The organism is Streptomyces sp. NPDC001068 (genome assembly GCF_042897315.1).
GTDB lineage: Bacteria > Actinomycetota > Actinomycetes > Streptomycetales > Streptomycetaceae > Streptomyces.
Map to the genome: position 1 here is coordinate 156,735 of NZ_JBIAYD010000003.1, position 19,786 is coordinate 176,520.

General features: G+C 72.7%; 17 protein-coding genes. 8 read left to right on the forward strand and 9 right to left on the reverse strand.

Annotation, left to right across the window (positions count from 1 at the left end; all coding sequences use genetic code 11):
- Positions 1-235: 235 nt before the first annotated feature.
- The 6 genes from ACFY3I_RS10150 (at position 236) to ACFY3I_RS10175 (ending at position 6,548) form a co-directional block, all read left to right on the forward strand.
- Entirely contained in the window at positions 236-1,597 is a 1,362-nt protein-coding gene (locus tag ACFY3I_RS10150) for an FtsW/RodA/SpoVE family cell cycle protein (RefSeq protein WP_390860210.1), read from the forward strand.
- A 26-nt stretch (positions 1,598-1,623) separates the two neighbouring features.
- Positions 1,624-3,081, forward strand: a complete 1,458-nt coding sequence (locus ACFY3I_RS10155) for a penicillin-binding transpeptidase domain-containing protein (protein WP_390860502.1) — start codon at positions 1,624-1,626, stop codon at positions 3,079-3,081.
- Between the two features lie 113 nt (positions 3,082-3,194).
- Entirely contained in the window at positions 3,195-4,133 is a 939-nt protein-coding gene (locus ACFY3I_RS10160) for a diiron oxygenase (RefSeq protein ID WP_365290728.1), read from the forward strand.
- A 217-nt stretch (positions 4,134-4,350) separates the two neighbouring features.
- Entirely contained in the window at positions 4,351-5,004 is a 654-nt protein-coding gene (locus tag ACFY3I_RS10165) for a TetR/AcrR family transcriptional regulator (protein WP_390860211.1), read from the forward strand.
- A gap of 10 nt (positions 5,005-5,014) precedes the next feature.
- Complete coding sequence (locus tag ACFY3I_RS10170; protein ID WP_390860212.1) at positions 5,015-5,299, forward strand: hypothetical protein; 285 nt, start codon at positions 5,015-5,017, stop codon at positions 5,297-5,299.
- A 103-nt stretch (positions 5,300-5,402) separates the two neighbouring features.
- Complete coding sequence (locus tag ACFY3I_RS10175; protein ID WP_390860213.1) at positions 5,403-6,548, forward strand: NlpC/P60 family protein; 1,146 nt, start codon at positions 5,403-5,405, stop codon at positions 6,546-6,548.
- 112 nt (positions 6,549-6,660) lie between these two features.
- Here the strand turns inward: ACFY3I_RS10175 and ACFY3I_RS10180 are convergent, their stop codons facing one another.
- The 6 genes from ACFY3I_RS10180 to ACFY3I_RS10205 all read right to left on the reverse strand — a co-directional run bounded on the left by ACFY3I_RS10180 (position 6,661) and on the right by ACFY3I_RS10205 (position 12,767).
- Complete coding sequence (locus tag ACFY3I_RS10180) at positions 6,661-6,906, reverse strand: hypothetical protein (RefSeq protein WP_365290720.1); 246 nt, start codon at positions 6,904-6,906, stop codon at positions 6,661-6,663.
- Positions 6,907-6,996: 90 nt separating this feature from the next.
- The gene (locus tag ACFY3I_RS10185) at positions 6,997-8,250 is read right to left on the reverse strand and encodes a styrene monooxygenase/indole monooxygenase family protein (RefSeq protein ID WP_390860214.1); all 1,254 of its coding nucleotides are present in this window, start codon (positions 8,248-8,250) and stop codon (positions 6,997-6,999) included.
- Between the two features lie 15 nt (positions 8,251-8,265).
- Positions 8,266-8,901, reverse strand: coding sequence for an ATP/GTP-binding protein (locus ACFY3I_RS10190; protein ID WP_365290711.1), 636 nt, complete (start codon positions 8,899-8,901; stop codon positions 8,266-8,268).
- Positions 8,882-9,304: a DUF742 domain-containing protein gene (locus tag ACFY3I_RS10195; protein ID WP_351321834.1), complete on the reverse strand. Its 423-nt coding sequence runs from the start codon at positions 9,302-9,304 to the stop codon at positions 8,882-8,884. Before ACFY3I_RS10195 ends, ACFY3I_RS10190 begins: the two co-directional genes overlap by 20 nt.
- On the reverse strand, positions 9,301-9,804 hold the full coding sequence (locus ACFY3I_RS10200) for a roadblock/LC7 domain-containing protein (protein ID WP_365290708.1): 504 nt from the start codon (positions 9,802-9,804) through the stop codon (positions 9,301-9,303). Before ACFY3I_RS10200 ends, ACFY3I_RS10195 begins: the two co-directional genes overlap by 4 nt.
- Complete coding sequence (locus ACFY3I_RS10205; RefSeq protein ID WP_390860215.1) at positions 9,801-12,767, reverse strand: nitrate- and nitrite sensing domain-containing protein; 2,967 nt, start codon at positions 12,765-12,767, stop codon at positions 9,801-9,803. The genes ACFY3I_RS10200 and ACFY3I_RS10205 overlap by 4 nt, the downstream gene beginning before the upstream one ends.
- 409 nt (positions 12,768-13,176) lie before the next feature.
- Here ACFY3I_RS10205 and ACFY3I_RS10210 point away from each other — a divergent pair, with 409 nt between their 5' ends.
- Positions 13,177-13,965, forward strand: a complete 789-nt coding sequence (locus ACFY3I_RS10210; RefSeq protein ID WP_390860216.1) for a hypothetical protein — start codon at positions 13,177-13,179, stop codon at positions 13,963-13,965.
- 29 nt (positions 13,966-13,994) lie between these two features.
- Here the strand turns inward: ACFY3I_RS10210 and ACFY3I_RS10215 are convergent, their stop codons facing one another.
- Positions 13,995-14,486, reverse strand: a complete 492-nt coding sequence (locus ACFY3I_RS10215) for a MarR family winged helix-turn-helix transcriptional regulator (protein WP_390860217.1) — start codon at positions 14,484-14,486, stop codon at positions 13,995-13,997.
- 277 nt (positions 14,487-14,763) lie between these two features.
- Here ACFY3I_RS10215 and ACFY3I_RS10220 point away from each other — a divergent pair, with 277 nt between their 5' ends.
- The gene (locus ACFY3I_RS10220; RefSeq protein ID WP_390860218.1) at positions 14,764-15,576 is read left to right on the forward strand and encodes a lysozyme; all 813 of its coding nucleotides are present in this window, start codon (positions 14,764-14,766) and stop codon (positions 15,574-15,576) included.
- 67 nt (positions 15,577-15,643) lie between these two features.
- Here the strand turns inward: ACFY3I_RS10220 and lon are convergent, their stop codons facing one another.
- Positions 15,644-18,058 (reverse strand): endopeptidase La, encoded by a 2,415-nt coding sequence (lon, locus tag ACFY3I_RS10225; RefSeq protein WP_365290701.1) that lies wholly within the window; start codon positions 18,056-18,058, stop codon positions 15,644-15,646.
- 903 nt (positions 18,059-18,961) lie between these two features.
- Positions 18,962-19,771, reverse strand: a complete 810-nt coding sequence (locus ACFY3I_RS10230) for a rhomboid-like protein (protein WP_390860219.1) — start codon at positions 19,769-19,771, stop codon at positions 18,962-18,964.
- Positions 19,772-19,786 lie beyond the last annotated feature (15 nt).

Consider the following 19,786-nt stretch of genomic DNA (forward strand, 5'->3'; position numbering starts at 1 on the left):
GGGGGGGGGGGGGGGGGCGGCGGGCCGGGGGGGGGGGGGGGGGGGGGGGGCCCGGGGGGGGGGGGGGGGGGGGGGGCCGGCCCCGCCCCCCCGGGGGGGGGGGGGGGGGGGCACCCCCGCGACAAGCCCCCACCGGCGGGCGCATGCCACACCGCCCCGGCCACCCCCGACCCCACGCCACGCTGGCGCGACCGAACAAAGCACGCAACTCGCACGATGTGGGTAAGTTCCGGACATGACCAAGGCCGGAACCACCCTGGCGGCCCCCGAGCCCTCCACCTCACCCGGACGTCTCCCCCGGCGCCGCGGCGTCGAACTCGCCCTGATCGTGCTGGCCGTACTGCTGTCCGTGTACGGCTACTGCGCGGTCGGCCTGGCCCGTACCGGCACCGTCCCGCCGGGCGCCGCCGGTTACGGCGCCGGCCTCGGCGTCCTCGCGCTCGTCGCCCACCTCGCCGTCCGCTTCCGGGCGCCGTACGCCGACCCGCTGCCGCTGCCGATCGGGGTGCTGCTCAACGGACTCGGCCTGGTCCTCATCTACCGGCTGGACCTGCAGACCCCCGGCGACCGGGCGGCCCCCGCCCAACTCGTCTGGTCCACCCTGGGCGTCGGCCTGTTCATCATGGTCGTGCTGATGCTGCGCGACCACCGCCTGCTCCAGCGCTACTCCTACGTGTGCGTGGCCGCGGCGCTGATCCTGCTGCTGCTCCCGATCTTCTTCCCGGCCGTGAACGGAGCCCGGATCTGGATCCGGATCGCCGGATTCTCCATCCAGCCCAGCGAGTTCGCGAAGGTGCTGCTCGCGGTGTTCTTCGCCGCGTATCTGGCCGCCAACCGCAGCGCGCTGGCCTACGCCGGCCGCCGGCTGTGGTTCATGCAGTTCCCGACCGGACGGGTGCTCGGGCCGATCGTCACCATCTGGCTGGTGAGCGTCGGCGTCCTGATCCTCGAACGGGACCTGGGCACCTCGCTGCTCTTCTTCGGTCTCTTCGTGGTCATGCTCTACGTCGCCACCGGGCGCACCGGCTGGATCGCCGTCGGCCTGCTGCTCGCGGTGCTCGGCGCGGTCGCCGTGGGACCGCTGGAACCGCACGTCCACGGCCGGATCGAGGACTGGCTGCACCCCTTCGCCTCGATCGACGCCGGTCAGGGGCCGAACCAACTGGCGCAGTCGCTCTTCGCGTTCGCCGCGGGCGGGGTCCTGGGGACCGGGCTCGGCCTCGGTCACTCGATCCTGATCGGCTTCGCCACCAAGTCGGACTTCATCCTGGCCACCGCGGGCGAGGAGCTCGGCCTCGCCGGTCTGTCCGCGATCTTCCTTCTCTACGGCCTGCTGGTGGAGCGCGGCTACCGGGCGGGCCTCGCCCTGCGCGAGCCCTTCGGACGGCTGCTCGCGGTCGGGCTCGCCTCGATCGTCGCGCTCCAGGTCTTCGTCATCGCGGGCGGGGTGACCGGGCTGATCCCGCTGACCGGCATGGCGATGCCGTTCCTCGCCCAGGGCGGCTCCTCGGTGGTGACCAACTGGGCGATCGTGGCGCTGCTGATCCGGGTGAGCGACTCGGCCCGCCGCCACTACGACGGACGGGTGGCCCCGTGAACGGGCAGGACCGCCGGGACGCCGGCATGGCCAGGTACATCCGGCGGGCCCGCGCCTTCTGCGCCCTGCTGCTCTTCGCGCTGCTCGTCAACGCGGCCCGGGTCCAGGTGGTCCGGGCGCACGCCTACGACGACAACCCGGCCAACCGCCGGGCCAGCATCGCCCGTTACGGGCTGCCGCGCGGCGACATCCTGGTCGGCGGCGCGCCGGTCACCGGCTCGCGGGACAGCAGGGAGCAGCTCCGCTACGAACGCACCTACCCGCAGGGCCCGTTGTACGCCCCGGTCACCGGCTTCGCCTCCCAGCTGTACGGCACCACGTTCCTGGAGCACGCCGAGGACGACCTGCTCTCCGGGACCGATCCGATGCTGGCGCCGTTCCCGCTGTGGAACGACACGAGCCGCAAGCAGTACCCGGGCGGGAACGTCGTCACGACGCTGAACCGGTACGCCCAGGAGGCCGCCTACCGGGGCCTCGGCACCCGCAAGGGCGCGGTGGCCGCGATCGAACCGTCGACCGGCCGGATCCTCGCCCTGGTCTCGACCCCGTCCTACGACCCCTCCGAACTGTCCGGCAACGGCGCACCGGCCACCTCCGCCTGGGCCCGCCTCAACGGCGACCCGGAGAAGCCGATGCTCAACCGCGCGGTACGGCAGACGTATCCGCCGGGGTCGACCTTCAAGGTGGTCACCGCGGCGGCCGCGCTGGACGCCGGAGTGGTCACCGATCTGGACGCGCCGACCGACTCCCCCGACCCCTACCGGCTGCCGGGCACCACGACCCGGCTGACCAACGAGGGCGACGGCTGCGCGGACGCCTCGCTGCGGGCCGCCTTCGAGTGGTCCTGCAACACGGTCTTCGCCAAGCTGGGCGTGGACGTGGGGGTCGCGGACATGACGACGACGGCCCAGGCGTTCGGCTTCAACGACCGGCACCTGCGCGTCCCCTTCGCCGCCGTGCCGAGCACCTTCGACACCAGTGTGGACCGGGCGCAGCTGGCGCTGTCGTCGATCGGGCAGTACAACACCCGCGCCACCCCGCTGCAGATGGCCATGGTCGCGGCGGCGGTGGCGAACGGCGGGACGGCCCGGCCGCCGTATCTGGTGGAGCGGACCGTGCGGCGCACCGGCGAGACGGTCGCCACCGGCGGCTCCGGGGCGGTCCGGCAGGTGATGAGCCCGGCGACGGCCGTCCGGATGAAGGAGCTGATGACGAACGTGGTCCAGGAGGGCACCGGCTCCAACGCGGCGATCCGCGGCGCCACGGTCGGCGGCAAGACCGGGACCGCGCAGCACGGCGTCGGCAACACGGGGCTGCCGTACGCCTGGTTCGTGTCGTGGGCGCAGGCGGACACCGACGTGGAGCCGAAGGTGGCGGTGGCGGTGGTGGTGGAGGACGCGGCGGCCGACCGGGCCGACATCAGCGGGGGCGGGGACGCGGCGCCCATCGCCAGGGCGGTGATGCGGGCGGTCCTCGGGCTCTGAACCGGGTAGACGCGAAGTCAACAAGTCGTGCGCGGGGGATTGACCGCCTTGCTGACAAGCGGTCTCATAAGTGCGTACGGCACGATACCCCCCGGTAACGAGGTGAGGGAGCAATGACGACCCTGACGGAAGCGGACGCGGTCGACGGACTGCGCGACGCGCTCGGCCTGCTCAAGGACCGCGAGCAGGTGGCCGAACGGCTGCTCGTCTCCTCCGCGAAGCACTCGTTCGACCCCGACAAGGAGCTGGACTGGGACGCGCCCTTCGAGGACGGCAAGTGGTTCTGGCCGCCGGAGCTGGTGTCGCTCTACGACACCCCGATGTGGAAGCGGATGTCCGAGGAACAGCGGATCCTGCTCTCCCAGCACGAGGCCGCGGCCCTCGCCTCCCTCGGTATCTGGTTCGAGCTGATCCTGATGCAACTGCTGGTGCGGCACATCTACGACAAGTCGGCGACCAGCGCGCACGTGCGCTACGCGCTCACCGAGATCGAGGACGAGTGCCGGCACTCGAAGATGTTCGCGCGCCTGATCGCCCGCGGTGACGCGCCCTGGTACCCGGTGAGCCGCGCCCACCTGAACCTGGGCCGCCTGTTCAAGACGATCTCGACCACCCCCGGTTCCTTCACCGCCACCCTGCTCGGCGAGGAGGTGCTGGACTGGATGCAGCGGCTGACCTTCCCCGACGAGCGCGTGCAGACCCTCGTCCGCGGGGTCACCCGGATCCACGTGGTCGAGGAGGCCCGGCACGTCCGGTACGCCCGTGAGGAGCTGCGCCACCAGATGCTGACGGCACCCCGCTGGTCCCAGGAGTTCACCCGGGTCACCTCCGGCGAGTTCGCCCGGGTGTTCTCGGTGGCCTTCGTGAACCCCGAGGTCTACACGAACGTGGGCCTGGACCGGCGGGAGGCGGTGGCGCAGGTACGGGCGAGCGGGCACCGCCGGGAGGTCATGCAGACCGGCGCGAGGAAACTGACGGACTTCCTGGACGACATCGGCGTCCTGCGGGGAGCCGGGCGGCGCCTGTGGAAGAGCTCGGGACTGCTGGCCTGACCTCGGGGAGTGCCGGCGGGGGGTCGGGGTGGCGTGCGGTGCGCTGAGCGCCGTGTGCTGTGCGCCGTGTGCGGGTGCGCCGTGTGCGGTGTGCGGTGTGCGGTGCGCGGGAGGTGATCGCAGGGCTCCCCGGGCCCCTCCGGCCGCCCGCACGGGTCCCGGCCGAGGTCGAGGGCGCACCGGTCGATGCCGGCCCCGCACCGGCTACCCTGCGAGCATGACCCCGTCGGCCGCCACCCCCGCCTATCGCCGGCTGTCCGTCGAGGAGCGGCGCAGCCAGCTCCTCGAAGCGGCCCTCTCCCTCTTCGCGCACCGCGTCCCCGAGGACGTCTCGCTCGACGACGTGGCGGAGGCGGCCGGGGTCTCCCGCCCCCTGGTGTACCGGTACTTCCCGGGCGGCAAGCAGCAGCTCTACGAGGCCGCCCTCAGGTCGGCCGCCGAGGAACTGGAGCACTGTTTCGACGAGCCCCGCAAGGGCCCGCTGCTGCCCCGGCTCTCCCGTGCCCTCGACCGCTACCTCGCCTTCGTCGACCAGCACGACGCCGGCTTCAGCGCCCTGCTCCAGGGCGGGAGCGTGGTGGAGACCTCCCGGACGACGGCGACCGTGGACGGCGTACGACGGGCCGCGGCGCGGCACATCCTCAGCCACCTCGGGGTCGCCGAGCCGGGGCCCCGGCTGCGGATGACCGTCCGCATGTGGATCACGGCGGTCGAGGCGGCCTCCCTGATCTGGCTCGACGAGGACAAGCAGCCGCCCGCCGGCGAACTGCGCGACTGGCTGGTGGACCAGTTCGTCGCCGTACTGAGCGTGACCGCGCGCCGCGACCCGCAGACCGCGGCCCTCGTCGACGCCCTCGCGGCGGATGGCTGAAACTGGTGCCGTGAAGAGTCAGGACACCCCCTTCGAGGGCGGCCCCATGGACGGGCGCATGCTCCCGGTACTGCTCGGCATGACCGGCCACCCTCCGAAGACGTACCGCATCCCGGTGCCGGACCCGGCCGGCGGACCGCCGACCGTGCTGGTCTACCGGCGCGTCCCGCGCGGGCACAGCAGGCGTCTGGGTCTGACCCAGGGCTGGAAGTACGCGTACGACCCCACGGGCAAGGGCGGCGCCGGAGGTCCGAGGTGGCCGTGGCCGAAGAAGCCGGTCGACTCGGACGGGTGAAACGCCTGAGCCGGTAGGCCTACCAGCGCTGGCGCAAACCGCACATACATGTCTGATTATCACGATGCGGAGCGGACGGACCGCCCGCATCGGAGGTGATGACGTGTCAGGAAGGTTTCTGCGCCTGGCCTGCACGGCCGCGGTGGCGGTTCAGGCCGTCCTCGCACCCGCACCCGCCCACGCCCGCACCGCGCCCGCCGCGCCCGCCGCGCCCGTCCCCGAGCGCCCGGTGGCCGAGCTGCTGACCGACCTTCAGCAGCGTTACCGGCAGGCGGAACAGGCCACCGAGACCTACAACGCGACCGAGGAGCGGCTGGAGCGGCAGCGCGCCACGGTGGACCGGCTGGACGACGAACTGGCAAGGTCCCGCCGCTCCCTCTACTCCAGCAGGGCCGCGGCCGGCCGGCTGGCCCGGCAGCAGTACCAGAGCGCCACCGGACTCTCCCCCTACCTGCGACTGCTCCTCGCCCGCGACCCGCAGCACGCGCTCGACGAGGGCCACGTCATCGGGCAGCTGTCGCGCGAACGTGCCAGGACGGTGGGCCGACTGACGGACGACGAGCAGCGGCGTTCCGCGCTCACCCGGCGGGCCCGCACCGCACTGGACACCCAACTCGCCCTGGCCGCACGGCAGAAGAAGCAGCGGGACGAGGTACGGTCCCGACTCTCGGACGTGGAGAGGCTGCTGGCCGCCCTCACCCCGTCCCAGCTCACCGCCCTCGCCGACCTGGAGCGGACCGGCGTCGCCGACGCCCAGCGCGAACTGACGACCTCCGGAGCGCTCCCCGCCACCACGCCCCCTCCCTCCCAGGAGGGCGACCGTGCGGTGCGCTACGCGGTGGACCAGTTGGGCAAGCCCTACCGGTGGGGTACGGCGGGCCCGCTGTCGTACGACTGCTCGGGGCTGACCCAGCAGGCCTGGGACCACGCGGGCACGTCCATTCCGAGAACCAGCCAGGAACAGTGGGCCGGCCTCCGGCACATCCCCCTCGCCGACCTGCGTCCGGGCGACCTGGTCGTCTACTTCCCCGAGGCCACCCACGTCGCCCTCTACCTGGGCGGCGGCAAGGTGGTCCAGGCCCCGCGCCCCGGCGCGAGGATCAAGGTCTCCCCCATCGCCGCCAACCCCATCCTGGGCGCGGTCCGCCCGGACCCCGCGGCGGCCCCCCTGCCCCGCTACACACCCCCGAGGCTCCCCCCGACGGCCACCCAGGGCCCGGACGACGGCTACCGCCCCACGAATCTCTGATCGCGGGCGGCGTCGGCCGGGCAGGCCTTCCGGACCCACGTCAGGGAAGGCCCGGGGCCGACCACCGGGAGACGCCCGTAAAGTCCACCGCGCGAAGCACGCGGGTCCGGAGCTACCGCCCCAGGGTCCGGGACTCCTTCGCCTCGGCCTTCGCCTGCAGTGCGAGCGCCTTGGGCGAGTCCCCGTAGAACCACCACGTGTACCAGGTGATCGCGGCGAACAGCGCGGCGAAACCGACGGCCCACGGCACGATCCCGGCCGGGGACGCACCCAGGACCATCCAGAACACGACAAGTCCGCAGACCGAGGCGGCGCCTCTGGCCGCGGCGACAAGGGTGCGTCTCAAACGATTCGACATGCGGCGCACTGTACGACCCCCGCCGATCGAGCGACGAAGCCCGCCCTGCGCCGACGGGGGACGACGGCCGGGACACCGACCGGAAGCCGGTCAGGCCCCCGAGATCGACGCCAGGTAGGCGTTCGTCTTCTCCGGCTCGTAGAAGAAGTTCTCGAAGTCGGACGGGTCGTCGAAGGCGTTGGCGAAGCGGTCGGCGGCGGGCTGGAGTTGGCCGGCCGCGCCGATCAGGTTGAGGACGTGCTCCGGCGGCGGGGCGAGCATCGCGTTCGTCCACTTGGTGACGTGCTGGGCGGTGCCCCAGTAGCGGTCGAAGGTCTGCCGCATCCAGGTCTCGTCGAACTCCTTCTCACCGTGCTCGAGGATCGAGGCGAGGTAGGCGGCGGCGCACTTGGACGCCGAGTTGGAGCCCTGGCCGGTGATCGGGTCGTTGGCGACGACGACGTCCGCGACGCCGAGGACCAGGCCGCCCCCGGGGAGGTGGCCGACCGGGTTGCGGACGGTGGGGGCGTAACGGCCGGCCAGCGTGGCGCCGGCGTCGGTCAGTTCCGCCTTGGTGGCCCGCGCGTACTCCCAGGGCGTGTACCGCTCCATGAGTTCCAGGGTCAGGGAGAGGTGCTCCGCCGGGTCCTTGACGCCGTTGAAGACGTCCAGCGGTCCGCCGGGTATCCCCTCCCAGAAGAGGATGTCGGCCGGTCCCGAGGTCGTAAGGGTCGGCATGACGAAGAGCTCGCCGACACCGGGGACCAGGTTGCAGCGCACCGCGTGGAGGTCCGGGTGCTCGGGGCGGGGGCCGACGCCGTGCACGTAGGCGACGGCGAGGGCCCGCTGCGGCTCCGTGTAGGGGGAACGGGCGGCGTCGCGGCCGAACATGGAGACCAGCTCGCCCTTGCCGGCGGAGACCAGCACCAGGTCGTAGGTCCGGGCGAAGTAGTCGAGGTCGCCGACGGCCGCGCCGTGGATGACCAGCTGGCCGCCGCGCTGGGCGAAGGTCTCCATCCAGCCGGCCATCTTGACCCGCTGGTCGACCGACTGCGCGTACCCGTCGAGCCTGCCCACCCAGTCGATCGCGCGGGCCGCGGGGCCCTCGCCCCAGGATCCGGGGGCGGCGACCGAGACGCCGAGTCCTTCGATCTTCGGGGCCTGGGACTCCCAGAAGTTCAGCTGGAGATCACGCTCGTGCTGCAGCGCCGTGTGGAACATGCACTGCGTCGACATGACCCGGCCGGAGCGGATCTCGTCCGCGGTCCGGTTCGACATCAGGGTGACCTCGTAGCCGTGCGACTGGAGGCCGAGGGCGAGCTGGAGGCCGGACTGACCGGCCCCCACGACGAGTATCTTCCGCATACGGGGACCGTTCTCCTACTCGGGTGTTTCGTCCAGCGCGTGGGCGACCAGCGACAACAGTGTCTCGATCACCGGGACGCGACGGCGGGCATCCATGATCATTACAGGTATGCGCGGCGGGATCGTCAGCGCCTCCCGCACGTCCTCCGGATCGAACCGCTCGCTGCCGTCGAAGTGGTTGACCGCGACGACGTACGGCAGCCCGCAGCTCTCGAAGTAGTCCAGCGCCGGGAAGCAGTCCTTCAGCCGCCGGGTGTCGGCGAGGACGACCGCCCCGATCGCGCCCCGCACCAGGTCGTCCCACATGAACCAGAACCGCTGCTGGCCCGGCGTGCCGAACAGGTAGAGCACCAGGTCGTCGTCGAGCGTGATGCGGCCGAAGTCCATGGCCACGGTGGTGGTGAGCTTGTCGGGCGTGTCGGTGAGGTCGTCGGTCTCCTCGCTCGCCTCGGTCATCAGCGCCTCGGTCTGCAGGGGCGTGATCTCCGAGACGGCGGTGACCATGGTGGTCTTGCCGACGCCGAACCCGCCCGCCACGACTATCTTCGTGGCGATCGGGGCCCGGCTGCGGTCCGTCTGCCAGGACCGCTCTTGCTCCTCACCGTCGAGGAGCGGGGCGACGCCGGAGGCGTCAGAGACGGCGTAGTCCACTCAGCACCCTTTCCAGCAGAGCGCGGTCCGGACGGCCCACGCCGTGACCGGTCCCCGTTCCGTACACACGGATCTTTCCCTGGTCCGCGAGGTCACTGAGCAGGACCCGGACCACGCCGAGCGGCATCTTGAGCAGCGCGGCGATCTCGGCCACCGTACGCATCCGGCGGCACAGTTCGACGATGGCCCGCATCTCCGGCATCACCCGGGTGTTGAGGGAGCCGTTCGTCAGTTCCTTGCGCTCCTCCGGGGCCTCCAGCGCCGCCACGAACGTCTCCACGAGGAGGACGTGACCGAAGCGGGTACGGCCGCCGGTGAGCGAGTAGGGCCGGACGCGGGCGGGCTTGCGTTCGCCGCCGCGTACCGGGAGGTTCTGCCTGCGGTTCTTCGGGGCGTTGCTCACTGGCCGCTCCTCGTCGCCTCTGCCTCCAGGGACTTCCTCAGTTCACTGCGGAGCTCGGGGGTCAGGACGTGTCCGGCGCGGCCGACGAACAGCGCCATGTGGTACGCCACGACACTCATGTCGCACTCCGCGGAGCCGTGCACGCCGAGCAGCGAGCCGTCGCTGATCGACATCACGAAGAGGCTGCCCTCGTCCATGGCGACCATCGTGTGCTTGACCGCGCCGTAGTCCATCAGCCGGGCGGCGCCGATGGTCAGGCTGCCGATGCCGGAGACGATGGTGGCGAGGTCGGCGGCGGAGCCGCGGGGGCCGGTGCGGGTCGCCGCGCGGGCCTCCCTGGCCTCCTCGTTGCGGCCGGGGTCCGAAGAGAGCAGGAGCAGGCCGTCCGAGGAGACGACGGCGACCGACTGGATGCCGGACACCTCCTCCACGAGGTTGCTCAGCAGCCAGTGCAGGTTACGGGCCTCACTGCTCAGTCCGAAGGTACTGGGCGCGGTCAACTGCTTGCCTCCTCGACTGTGCCCCCCGTGGCTTCACCGGATACGACTGATCCGGGTACCGCTGTTGTGGTGCTCGGCACCTGGTTCTGGCCGGTCTGTTCGGCGATCTCCGCCTGGACGTCCCGGCGGCCGGCGTCGGCTCCGCTGCGGAAGCCGCCGAGCCTGCGGCGCAGGGCTTCGGCGTCGACGCCGGTACCGCGCTGGCGTGGGGCCGGTGCGGTGGTGGTGATCTTGGGGGTGCGCTTGGGGAGGCCCTTGCTGGTGACCGGGTCCTCGTCGTCGCCCGCGGCCCCGGCGCCGGTGCGGGCTTCGCCGGAGTCGCTGCCGTCCCGGCGGCCGCCCGTGCGGCTGTCGTGGCCGGGCGCGGGCGGCGCCAGCGGGGCCCGCTCGCCGTCGCCGGCCACGGACCGCGGCCGCGTGTCGCCCTCGGCGTCGGCGGGGTGCGTCCGCTCGTCGGCGGTGCGCCGGACCGGCAGCGGCTGCTCGCCGGGGGCCGGGTACGGCTGCTCGCCCGGGGCCGGGTACGGCTGCTGTCCTGCCGACGGGGGCGGGTGCTCGGTGGTCGCGGGGGTCGGCGGTTCGGAGGGTGCGGGCTGGGCCAGGTCCGGGACCAGGAGTTCCATCGTCGTCTCGGCGAAGGTCTCCGCCGGGGCCTTCGGACGGGCCGCCGGTACGGGGGCCGCCGCCTTCGGCGGGTCCGCCTGCTCGTGGGCGGGGTTCTCGTCCGCGTTCCGGACCGCCTGCTCCGCCAGCGTCACGAGGGGGTCGCCGGACTTCGCGCGGCCGTGCAGGACGTTGGAGTTGACCTCCGCGTCCGCGCCCGGCAGCGAGAAGCCGTGGGTGCCGCCGGGAACCGTCGCGGCCGAGGGCACCGCCGACGCGGGCGCCGCGGCCAGCAGCGGCTGGGGCAGGACCACGACCGCGGCCACCCCGCCCTGCTTCTGCTCGCGCAGCTGCACCCGGACCCCGTGCCGGTGGGCCAGGCGGGCCACGACGTACAGGCCGAGCCCGAGACCGTCCTCGCCCTCCTGGTCGTACGGCGATCCGGGGTCGAAGTCGGCGAGGCGCCCGTTGAGCCGGACCAGGCGGTCGGCGGTCATGCCGATGCCCTCGTCCTGCACCGACAGCATGACCTCGCCGCTCTCCAGCAGCCAGCCGGAGATCTCCACGGGCACGTCGGGCGGCGAGAACGAGCTGGCGTTCTCCATGAGTTCGGCGAGCAGGTGGCTGAGGTCGTCGGCGGCGAAGCCGGCCACGTGCGCGTGCGGGGGCAGCGCCGAGATCCGGACCCGTTCGTAGCGCTCGATCTCGCTGACCGCCGCCCGGACGACGTCCACCAGCGGGATCGGGCCCGCGTGCTGCTGGACGTGCTCGGTGCCGGCGAGGACCAGCAGGTTCTCGCTGTGCCGGCGCATCACCGTGGCGAAGTGGTCGAGCTTGAAGAGGGTGGCCAGCCGGTCCGGGTCCTGCTCGCGCTCCTCCAGGCCCTCGATGACGGCGAGCTGCCGTTCGACCAGTCCGAGGGTGCGCAGCGCGAGGTTGACGAAGGTGCCGCCGATGCTGGTGCGCAGCCGCTCCAGCTGGTCGCCGGCGTCGGTCAGTTCGGCGCGCAGTTCCTCGCGGGCGTCGGCCATCTTCTGGCGCTGGCCGACCAGGTGCTTGCGGTCGGTCTCCAGGGTGGCGATGCGGTCGTACAGCTCGACGGCGTGCGCGTGCAGGGCGTTGACCGAGCGGACGACCTGGGCGAACTCGTCGTCGCGGCCCGTGAAGGTGATCGGTTCCTCGGCGCGCGGGTCCTCGGCCTCGGCCAGCCGTGCCGAGCCCCGGCGGAGCACCGACAGGGGACGGGTGAGGGTCCGGGCCATGGCCGTGGCGATGCCCACCGTCACCAGCATCAGGGCGCCGAGCACCGCGACCCGGATCTCCAGGGCGGTGACGTCGTCGTCGCGGAGGCCCGCGAGCTCCTTGGTGCGGTGGTCGTACAGGGCGGACTCGGTGCCCCGCATCAGGTCGACCCGGGCGGACAGCGCCGTGTCCAGCTTCTTGGTGCCGGTGGCGAGGTCGTCGTCGGAGAGGGTCGGCTGGTCGGTGAGGGCGGCCAGGAACTTGTCGGCGTCGTTGACGTCGTTGCCGGTGACCGTGGAGTCGTAGGACTCGACCGCGGCCGCCGGCGCGGTGTCGCGGAAGTCGGCGACGGCCGCGTCCGCCCGCAGCCTGGCCTGCTGGGCCGCGGCGGTGAGCGCGTCGCGCTGCTTGCGGTCGGCGTCGGAGGTGGTCGTGCTGGTGGTGGGCAGACCGGTGAGCGGATCGATCGTGGTCTGGGTGGAGCTCGGGATGTTCAGGGCGGCGAGCAGCAGGCCGCGGGCGGCCGCGGACTGCTGGACGGCGGAGTCCAGCTCGGCGAGCGCGTAGGCACCGGAGCCGGCCCGGGGCGGCGTCCGCTCGGCCAGTTCGTCGGCGAGCCGGTGGAGTTCGGTGATGGTCCGGGAGTACGCCTGGTGCGCCTCCAGGGCCGTGCTGCGGCCGGTGAGCGCGGACCGGCGGACGGCCGCGATGCCGTCGAGGTCGGTGCGCAGCCAGCCCGGCAGGTCGGTGTCGGCGCGCAGGTCCTCGACCTGGCGGTCGACCCGGGCGCCGCGGTCCTGCGAGGGCGCCTTGGACTTGGGGCGGCCCGCCGCGACGTAGGAGGTGACCTCGTCGCGCTCGTCGGCGAGCGAGTTGGCCAGCGCCAGCGCGTCCTGGGTGCGCCCGGCGAGGGTCACCAGGTCCTGGGAGTCGCTCAGCTGCCCGGAGGCGGTGAGCAGGGCGGGGGCGCCGGCGCCGGCGATCGCCGCGGCCACCACCGCCACGGCCACGATCAGCCGTGTACGGACGTGCTTGCGGCGGCCGGTGCCGACGGGAGCCGCGGGGCCCGTGTCGGAGGCCGTCTTCTTGCCTGTGCGCCGAGGCCGCGTCTTCTGCACCGGTGCTCGCACTCCTGAACTCGTGATACCCAAGGGGCCGGGTGGCACTCCGTCATAATCCCCGGCATTTCGGTGCCAAGTGGTGCGTGTACCCGGTACGTGCACCCGTTATGTAGGTCCCCGACCCTCCCAGCGCCGGTGGGCGGCGGTCTGGCTTCGCCCGACCCGCCACCCGAAGGAGTGAACATCGGAGGGGAGTTGGCGGGCAAGTTCCGGGGTAACACGCCGGGACCCTTTCCGGCGGGCCGGTTGGACGCGGACGACAGGCTTTGACAGTATTCGCCACCACGCGTTCCCGGAGTGCGCTAATCCACCCCAAAACAGGCGGCTGACCTGCAAGGCTGCGTGAAATCCCGGACGGTTGCCAGCCTTTGGCGAAGATCGTGAAGGGGTCGTGCAGACTGGCCGGATGCGTACTGAAGTCGTTTCGGAACCCGGCACCCCGGACCGCCCCAACGAGGACTTCGCCGGTGTCGGACTTCCCGCCTCGGGACAGGGGGGTTGCCTGATCGTCCTGGACGGGGTCACCCCGCCCCGGAACGGCACCGGGTGTCTGCATTCGGTCCCCTGGTTCACCGCGCGACTGGGCGGCGCGCTGACCGAACTGACCGTTTCGGCAGCAGATCTGACGCTGCGGGAAATCCTGGAACGGGCGATCAGGCGCACCGCCGACACCCATGGTGACACCTGTGACCTTTCTCACCCGCGCACGCCCCAGGCGACGGTCGTGCTGGCCCGCTGGTCCGAGGAGACCCTGGAGTACCTCGTCCTGTCCGACTCCGTACTGCTGCTGCGCTCCCCCGAGGGCACGGTCACCCCGGTCCTGGACGACCGGCTCGACCGGGTCCCGCGCGCCTCGCTGGCCTCGGACGCCGTCGCCGACGCCACGGTCCGCAACAAGGAGGGGGGCTTCTTCACCGCCGCCGCCGACCCCTCGGTCGCGGCCCGCGCGGTGACCGGGAGCGCACCGCGGGACCGGGTCGGCGCGCTGGCCGCCCTGACCGACGGCGCGACCCGCTGGACGGAGAAGTTCCACCAGGGCGACTGGGCGGCCCTCCTCGGCGTCGTGCGCGAGGAGGGGGCGCCGGCGCTGGTGCGCCGGGTGCGGGAGCTGGAGACGGCCGACCGGGAGGAGCGGGCGTTCCTGCGGCGGAGCAAGACGCACGACGACGCGACGGTGGTGTACGTCGAGTTCTGAGCCGCCGGCACCGGCGCCCCCGGCGGAGGCTACTTCTCCATCACGCCGTTCAGCTGGTGGAGCAGCCGGGCCAGTTCGGCGACCTCCTGGCGCGGCCAGTGGGCGAGCTGGCTGACGTACCGGCCGCGGCGGGCCTCGCGGACCGTGCCGACCCGGCGCCGGCCCTCGTCCGTGAGGGCGACCAGCCAGGCCCGCCCGTCGGCCGGGTCGGGCTCGCGGGCGATCAGCCCCAGCTCCTCCAGGGCCCGCAGCTGGCGGGACATGGTGGCCTTGCCGACGCCGATGTACCCGGCCAGGTCGGTGGCGCGCTGCCCGCCGCACTCGTCGAGCCGGACCAGCAGGCCGTACGCGGCGGACTCCAGGTCGGGGTGGACCTCGCGGGCCATCTCCCCCTGGCTGGCGCGGGCGCGTCGCAGCAGCACCGTCAACTCGCGCTCCAGGGTGAGGAATTCGCGGTCCGCACCACTCGGCGTCAACCCGTCGGCGGCGGGCCGTTCGTCGCCCTTTTCGTCGTCGTGCACGTCAGCACCCCTGATCGGTTTCGCAGTCCTGAAAGTTTCCGTCAAACCCCGTCGTCGCCGCAGCTCGCCAAGTATTCCGCAGGCGTGGACCGACGGCGGCCTCCGGACCCCCTTCCCCGCCCTCCCGCCCGTGCGTAGCGTCTCCGTCAGGCATTGGATGACATGTACACGTCAGCTAACGCTCGTCGCGCCGTGTGACCCCGCGTCGTGTCGCGCCTCCCGCACCGGCCGTCTCTGGCATACCTGGGACCCACACCTCTCCCCACGGAGGCACGTCATGCCGCTACCCGGACCCGCCCCCACGATCCTCGCCGGACTGCTCGCGCCGCTGCTCGCGACGGTCCCCCTGACCCCCGCCCGCGCCGACGCGCCCGCCCCGGCCCCCGTTCACGGTTCGGCCTACATGGGCATGGGCGTACTGGCCCACGACGGCCAGAGCGGCACGCCCAAGAGCAGCGACGCCACCCAGACCGAGGGCGTCGACGTCTCCGGCCACCAGGGCGACGTCGCCTGGCCGACCCTGCTCGGCAGCGGGGTCAAATGGGCCTACACCAAGGCGACCGAGGGCACGTCCTACAAGAACCCCTCCTTCACCCAGCAGTACAACGGCTCCCACGACGCGGGCATGATCCGCGGCGCGTACCACTTCGCGACCCCGGACAGCTCCAGCGGTGCCGCCCAGGCCAACTACTTCGTCGACCACGGCGGCGGCTGGTCCAGGGACGGCCGTACGCTGCCCGGCGCGCTCGACATCGAGTGGAACCCGTACGGCGCGGCGTGCTACGGCAAGTCCAAGAGCGCGATGGTCAGCTGGATCACCGACTTCCTCCACACCTACAAGACGCGCACCGGGCGGAACGCCGTGATCTACACGGCGACCAGCTGGTGGACCGACTGCACCGGCAACTACAGCGGCTTCGCCGCGAGCAACCCGCTGTGGATCGCCCGGTACGCCTCGGAGGTCGGGACGCTGCCGGCCGGCTGGTCGTACTACACGGCGTGGCAGTACACGTCGTCCGGTCCGACCGTCGGCGACCACGACAAGTTCAACGGCACCCTCGACCGGGTGGTCGCGCTCGCCAAGGGCTGACCCCGCACAGGGCGAAGGCCCGGGCCCCCTCGCGGGGACCCGGGCCTTGCGCATCCGGCAGCGTCCGTCACGCCGCTGCCGGAACCTCCGGCGCCGCGCCGTTCGTGGCCGGTGCGAGCGCCAGCTCCAGGACCTGCCGGACGTCGGTGACGGCGTGGACGTCGAGCTTGTCCAGCACCTCCGCCGGGACGTCGTCCAGGTCGGCCTCGTTGCGCTTGGGGATGATGACGGTCCTCACCCCGGCGCGCTGGGCGGCGAGCAGCTTCTGCTTCACCCCGCCGATCGGCAGTACCCGGCCGGTCAGCGAGACCTCTCCGGTCATGGCCACGTCCGTGCGGACCAGCCGGCCGGACAGGAGGGACGCGAGGGCCGTCGTCATGGTGACGCCGGCGCTCGGGCCGTCCTTCGGGACCGCGCCCGCCGGGAAGTGCACGTGCACGCCCCGCTCCTTCAGGTCGCCGACCGGGAGTTCCAGTTCGGCGCCGTGCGAGCGGAGGAAGGACAGGGCGATCTGCGCGCTCTCCTTCATCACGTCACCCAGCTGGCCGGTGAGGGTCAGACCCGCCGCGCCCGTCTCCGGGTCGGCCAGGGACGCCTCCACGAAGAGGACGTCCCCGCCCGCTCCGGTGACCGCGAGGCCGGTCGCCACACCCGGTACCGCGGTACGGCGCTCGGCCGGGTCCTGGGCGGACTCGGGCACATGGTGCGGCCTGCCGATCAGACCCCGCAGGTCCGCGTCCATGATCGTGAACGGCAGCTCCCGCTCGCCCAGTTCGTGCTGGGCCGCGACCTTGCGCAGCAGACGGGCGATCGACCGCTCCAGGGTGCGGACGCCCGCCTCCCGGGTGTACTCCCCGGCGAGCTTGCGCAGCGCGCTCTCGTCGAGGGTGACCTCGTCCTTGCCGAGTCCCGCCCGCTCCAGCTGGCGCGGAAGCAGGTGGTCACGGGCGATGACGACCTTCTCGTCCTCGGTGTAGCCGTCCAGCCGGACCAGCTCCATACGGTCGAGCAGGGCCTCCGGGATGGCTTCCAGGACGTTGGCGGTGGCCAGGAAGACGACGTCCGAGAGGTCGAGTTCGACCTCCAGGTAGTGGTCGCGGAAGGTGTGGTTCTGCGCCGGGTCGAGGACTTCGAGCAGGGCGGCCGCCGGGTCGCCCCGGAAGTCGGACCCCACCTTGTCGATCTCGTCCAGCAGGACGACCGGGTTCATCGAACCGGCCTCCTTGATCGCCCGGACGATCCGGCCGGGCAGCGCGCCGACGTACGTACGGCGGTGGCCGCGGATCTCGGCCTCGTCCCGGACGCCGCCGAGGGCGACCCGGACGAACTTCCGGCCCATCGCGTGCGCGACGGACTCACCCAGGCTGGTCTTGCCGACACCGGGCGGACCGACGAGCGCCAGCACGGCACCGCCGCGGCGGCCGCCGATGACCCCGAGCCCCCGGTCGCTGCGGCGCTTGCGCACCGCCAGGTACTCGGTGATCCGCTCCTTCACGTCCTCCAGGCCGGCGTGCTCGGCGTCCAGGACCGCCTTGGCGCCCTGGATGTCGTACTGGTCCTCGGTCCGCTCGTTCCACGGGAGTTCGAGGACGGTGTCCAGCCAGGTGCGGATCCACGAGCCCTCGGGCGACTGGTCGCTGGACCGCTCCAGCTTGTCGACCTCCTTGAGGGCGGCCTCGCGGACCTTCTCCGGCAGGTCGGCGGCCTCCACCCGGGTGCGGTAGTCGTCGGACTCCTCGCCGTCCTTCTCGCCGTTCAGCTCGCGCAGCTCCTTGCGGACCGCCTCCAGCTGGCGGCGGAGCAGGAACTCGCGCTGCTGCTTGTCGACGCCCTCCTGGACGTCCTTGGCGATCGTCTCGGCCACGTCCTGCTCGGCGAGGTGGTCGCGCAGCTGCTGGGTGGCGAGCTTCAGCCGGGCCACCGGGTCGGCGGTCTCCAGCAGCTCGATCTTCTGCTCGGTGGTCAGGAACGGCGAGTAACCGGAGTTGTCGGCGAGCGCGGAGACGTCGTCGATGGCCTGCACCCGGTCCACGACCTGCCAGGCGGCGCGCTTGCGCAGCCAGGCGGTGGCGAGCGCCTTGTACTCCTTGACCAGTTCGGTGACATGACCGGGCACCGGTTCCGGGACGTTCTCCTCGATGCGGGTGCCCTCCACCCACAGGGCGGCACCCGGGCCGGTGGTGCCGGCGCCGATGCGGACGCGGTGACGGCCGCGGATCAGCGCGCCGGGGTCGCCGTCGGCCAGCCGGCCGACCTGCTCCACGGTGCCGAGCACGCCGGTGCCCGGGTAGGCGCCGTCCACCCGCGGGACCAGGAGCACCCTGGGCTTGCCGGGCTCGTTGCGGGCGGCGGCCTGCGCGGCCTCCACGGCGGCGCGTACATCGGGGTCCTTGAGGTCCAGCGGGACCACCATCCCCGGCAGCACGACCTCGTCGTCGAGCGGCAGCACAGGGAGGGTGAGTGATGCGGACGTCGAAGCCATGATCTCCCCTTCGGCATTGAACTTGAGCTATGCCGACTCAATGCATGTGAGCCACTGAATGTTCCCGGGGGTGTGTTCGCTGTGAGCGATCACCCGCCGACCTGGCCGTGACGGGCGCCGGCCGGGGAGGAACGCGGGACCTCGACCGGAAGGAACCCCGAGATCCCGACGGCCGGAGCCGCGGCACCCATGACGCGAGAACAGTCCCCGGACGCGGACTCATTCCTCGTCCGGGGCCACCGATGGCGCGCACCTCCCCCAGGGACGGGATGCGCGGCTATGGCCACGTGGTCGACGGTTGGGTGGTGTGCGTCCACGGCCACGTGATCGACGGGCGGGTGGTGTGCGTCCACGGCCACGTGATCGACGGGCGGGTGGTGTGCGTCCACGGCCACGTGATCGACGGTCGGGTGGTGTGCGTCCACGGCCACGTGGACGACGGTCGGGTGGTGTGCGGCGGCGACGCGGGGCCCTGTCGGCCGGACACGACGGCCGGACGCGCGTCGGGATCGTGCGGCGACCGGGCTTTCCGGCGGGCACGACGAGTGGGTACGTCCGGGTGCGGGATGCAGGGTCCGGGGTGCGGGGGTCCGGGGTGCGGGGTCCGGGGTCCGGGGTGCGGGGTCCGGGGTGCGGGGGTCCGGGGTCCGAGGTCCGGGGTGCGGGGGTCCGGGGTGCGGGGGTCCGGGGTCCGAGGGTGCGGGGTGCGGAGTGCGAGGTCCGAGGTCCGAGGTGCGGGGTGCGGGGTGCGGGGTGCGGGGTGCGAGGTCCGAGGTCCGAGGTGCGGGGTGCGGGGTGCGAGGTCCGAGGTCCGGGGTCCGGAGCCCCGGGCGGCCGAGCGACCCAGACCGCCCGTACCGCGCCGTACCGGCTTACCGCCGTGCCGGCGCACGCGCCCGTACGTCAGGCGGTTGCCCGTGCCGGAGTCCTCTCCGCCTCCCGGGACCAGCGCCGGACCGTCGGCCACAGCACCGTCCCGATGCCCAGCGCGATCAGGTGGCCCCAGTCGGTCATCGGGTCCTGGAGGGCCATGAGGTCCGTGACGAGGCTCCACACGACCAGGGCCAGCAGGGGCCAGCGCAGCCACGGGGTGAGCAGCCCGCACAGGGCGCCGGTGCCGGCGGCCACACCGAAGCTGATGCCGTAGTCGAGGCGGTGCAGGGAGGTGTCGGGGAGGCGGCCGGCCAGGACCGCGAGGCCGACCGGGACCTCGGTGGCGAGGGTGGCGAGCACATGGCCCGCCAGGAAGACCAGGATCGTCCGGGCGCCCCCTATCCGCCGCTCCAACGCGGTCAGGACCAGCACGAACGCGAAGAAGAAGGGGGACAGGAGACCACCGGCGATCCACAGGGCGCTGGCCAGCAGGACGAAGACCGGGGTGCGCAGGAGGTGGGCGACGTCGGTGCTGGAGTCCTGGTGGACGGTGTAGAGGAGGACGGGGCCGACATGGGCGGCGAAGAGCGAGGTGAGGGCGAGGATCGCCGCGTAGGCGAAGGTGACCGGGGTGCCGGCGGGCGTGGGCAGCAGCAGCCAGGGCCGGAGCGCGGGACGCGGGATCTTCGCGGCGGCCACCGCGACCGGGCCGCGCTGCCGGGGCACGCCGTCCAGCAGCGCGGTGACCTCCATGGCGCCGTCCGCCCCGGGCCGGACGACGGTGACCGGCCCCCCGGAATCCGCGGCGACCGGCACGAGAACCCTCGGCACACGCACCATCGGGACCCCGTCCAC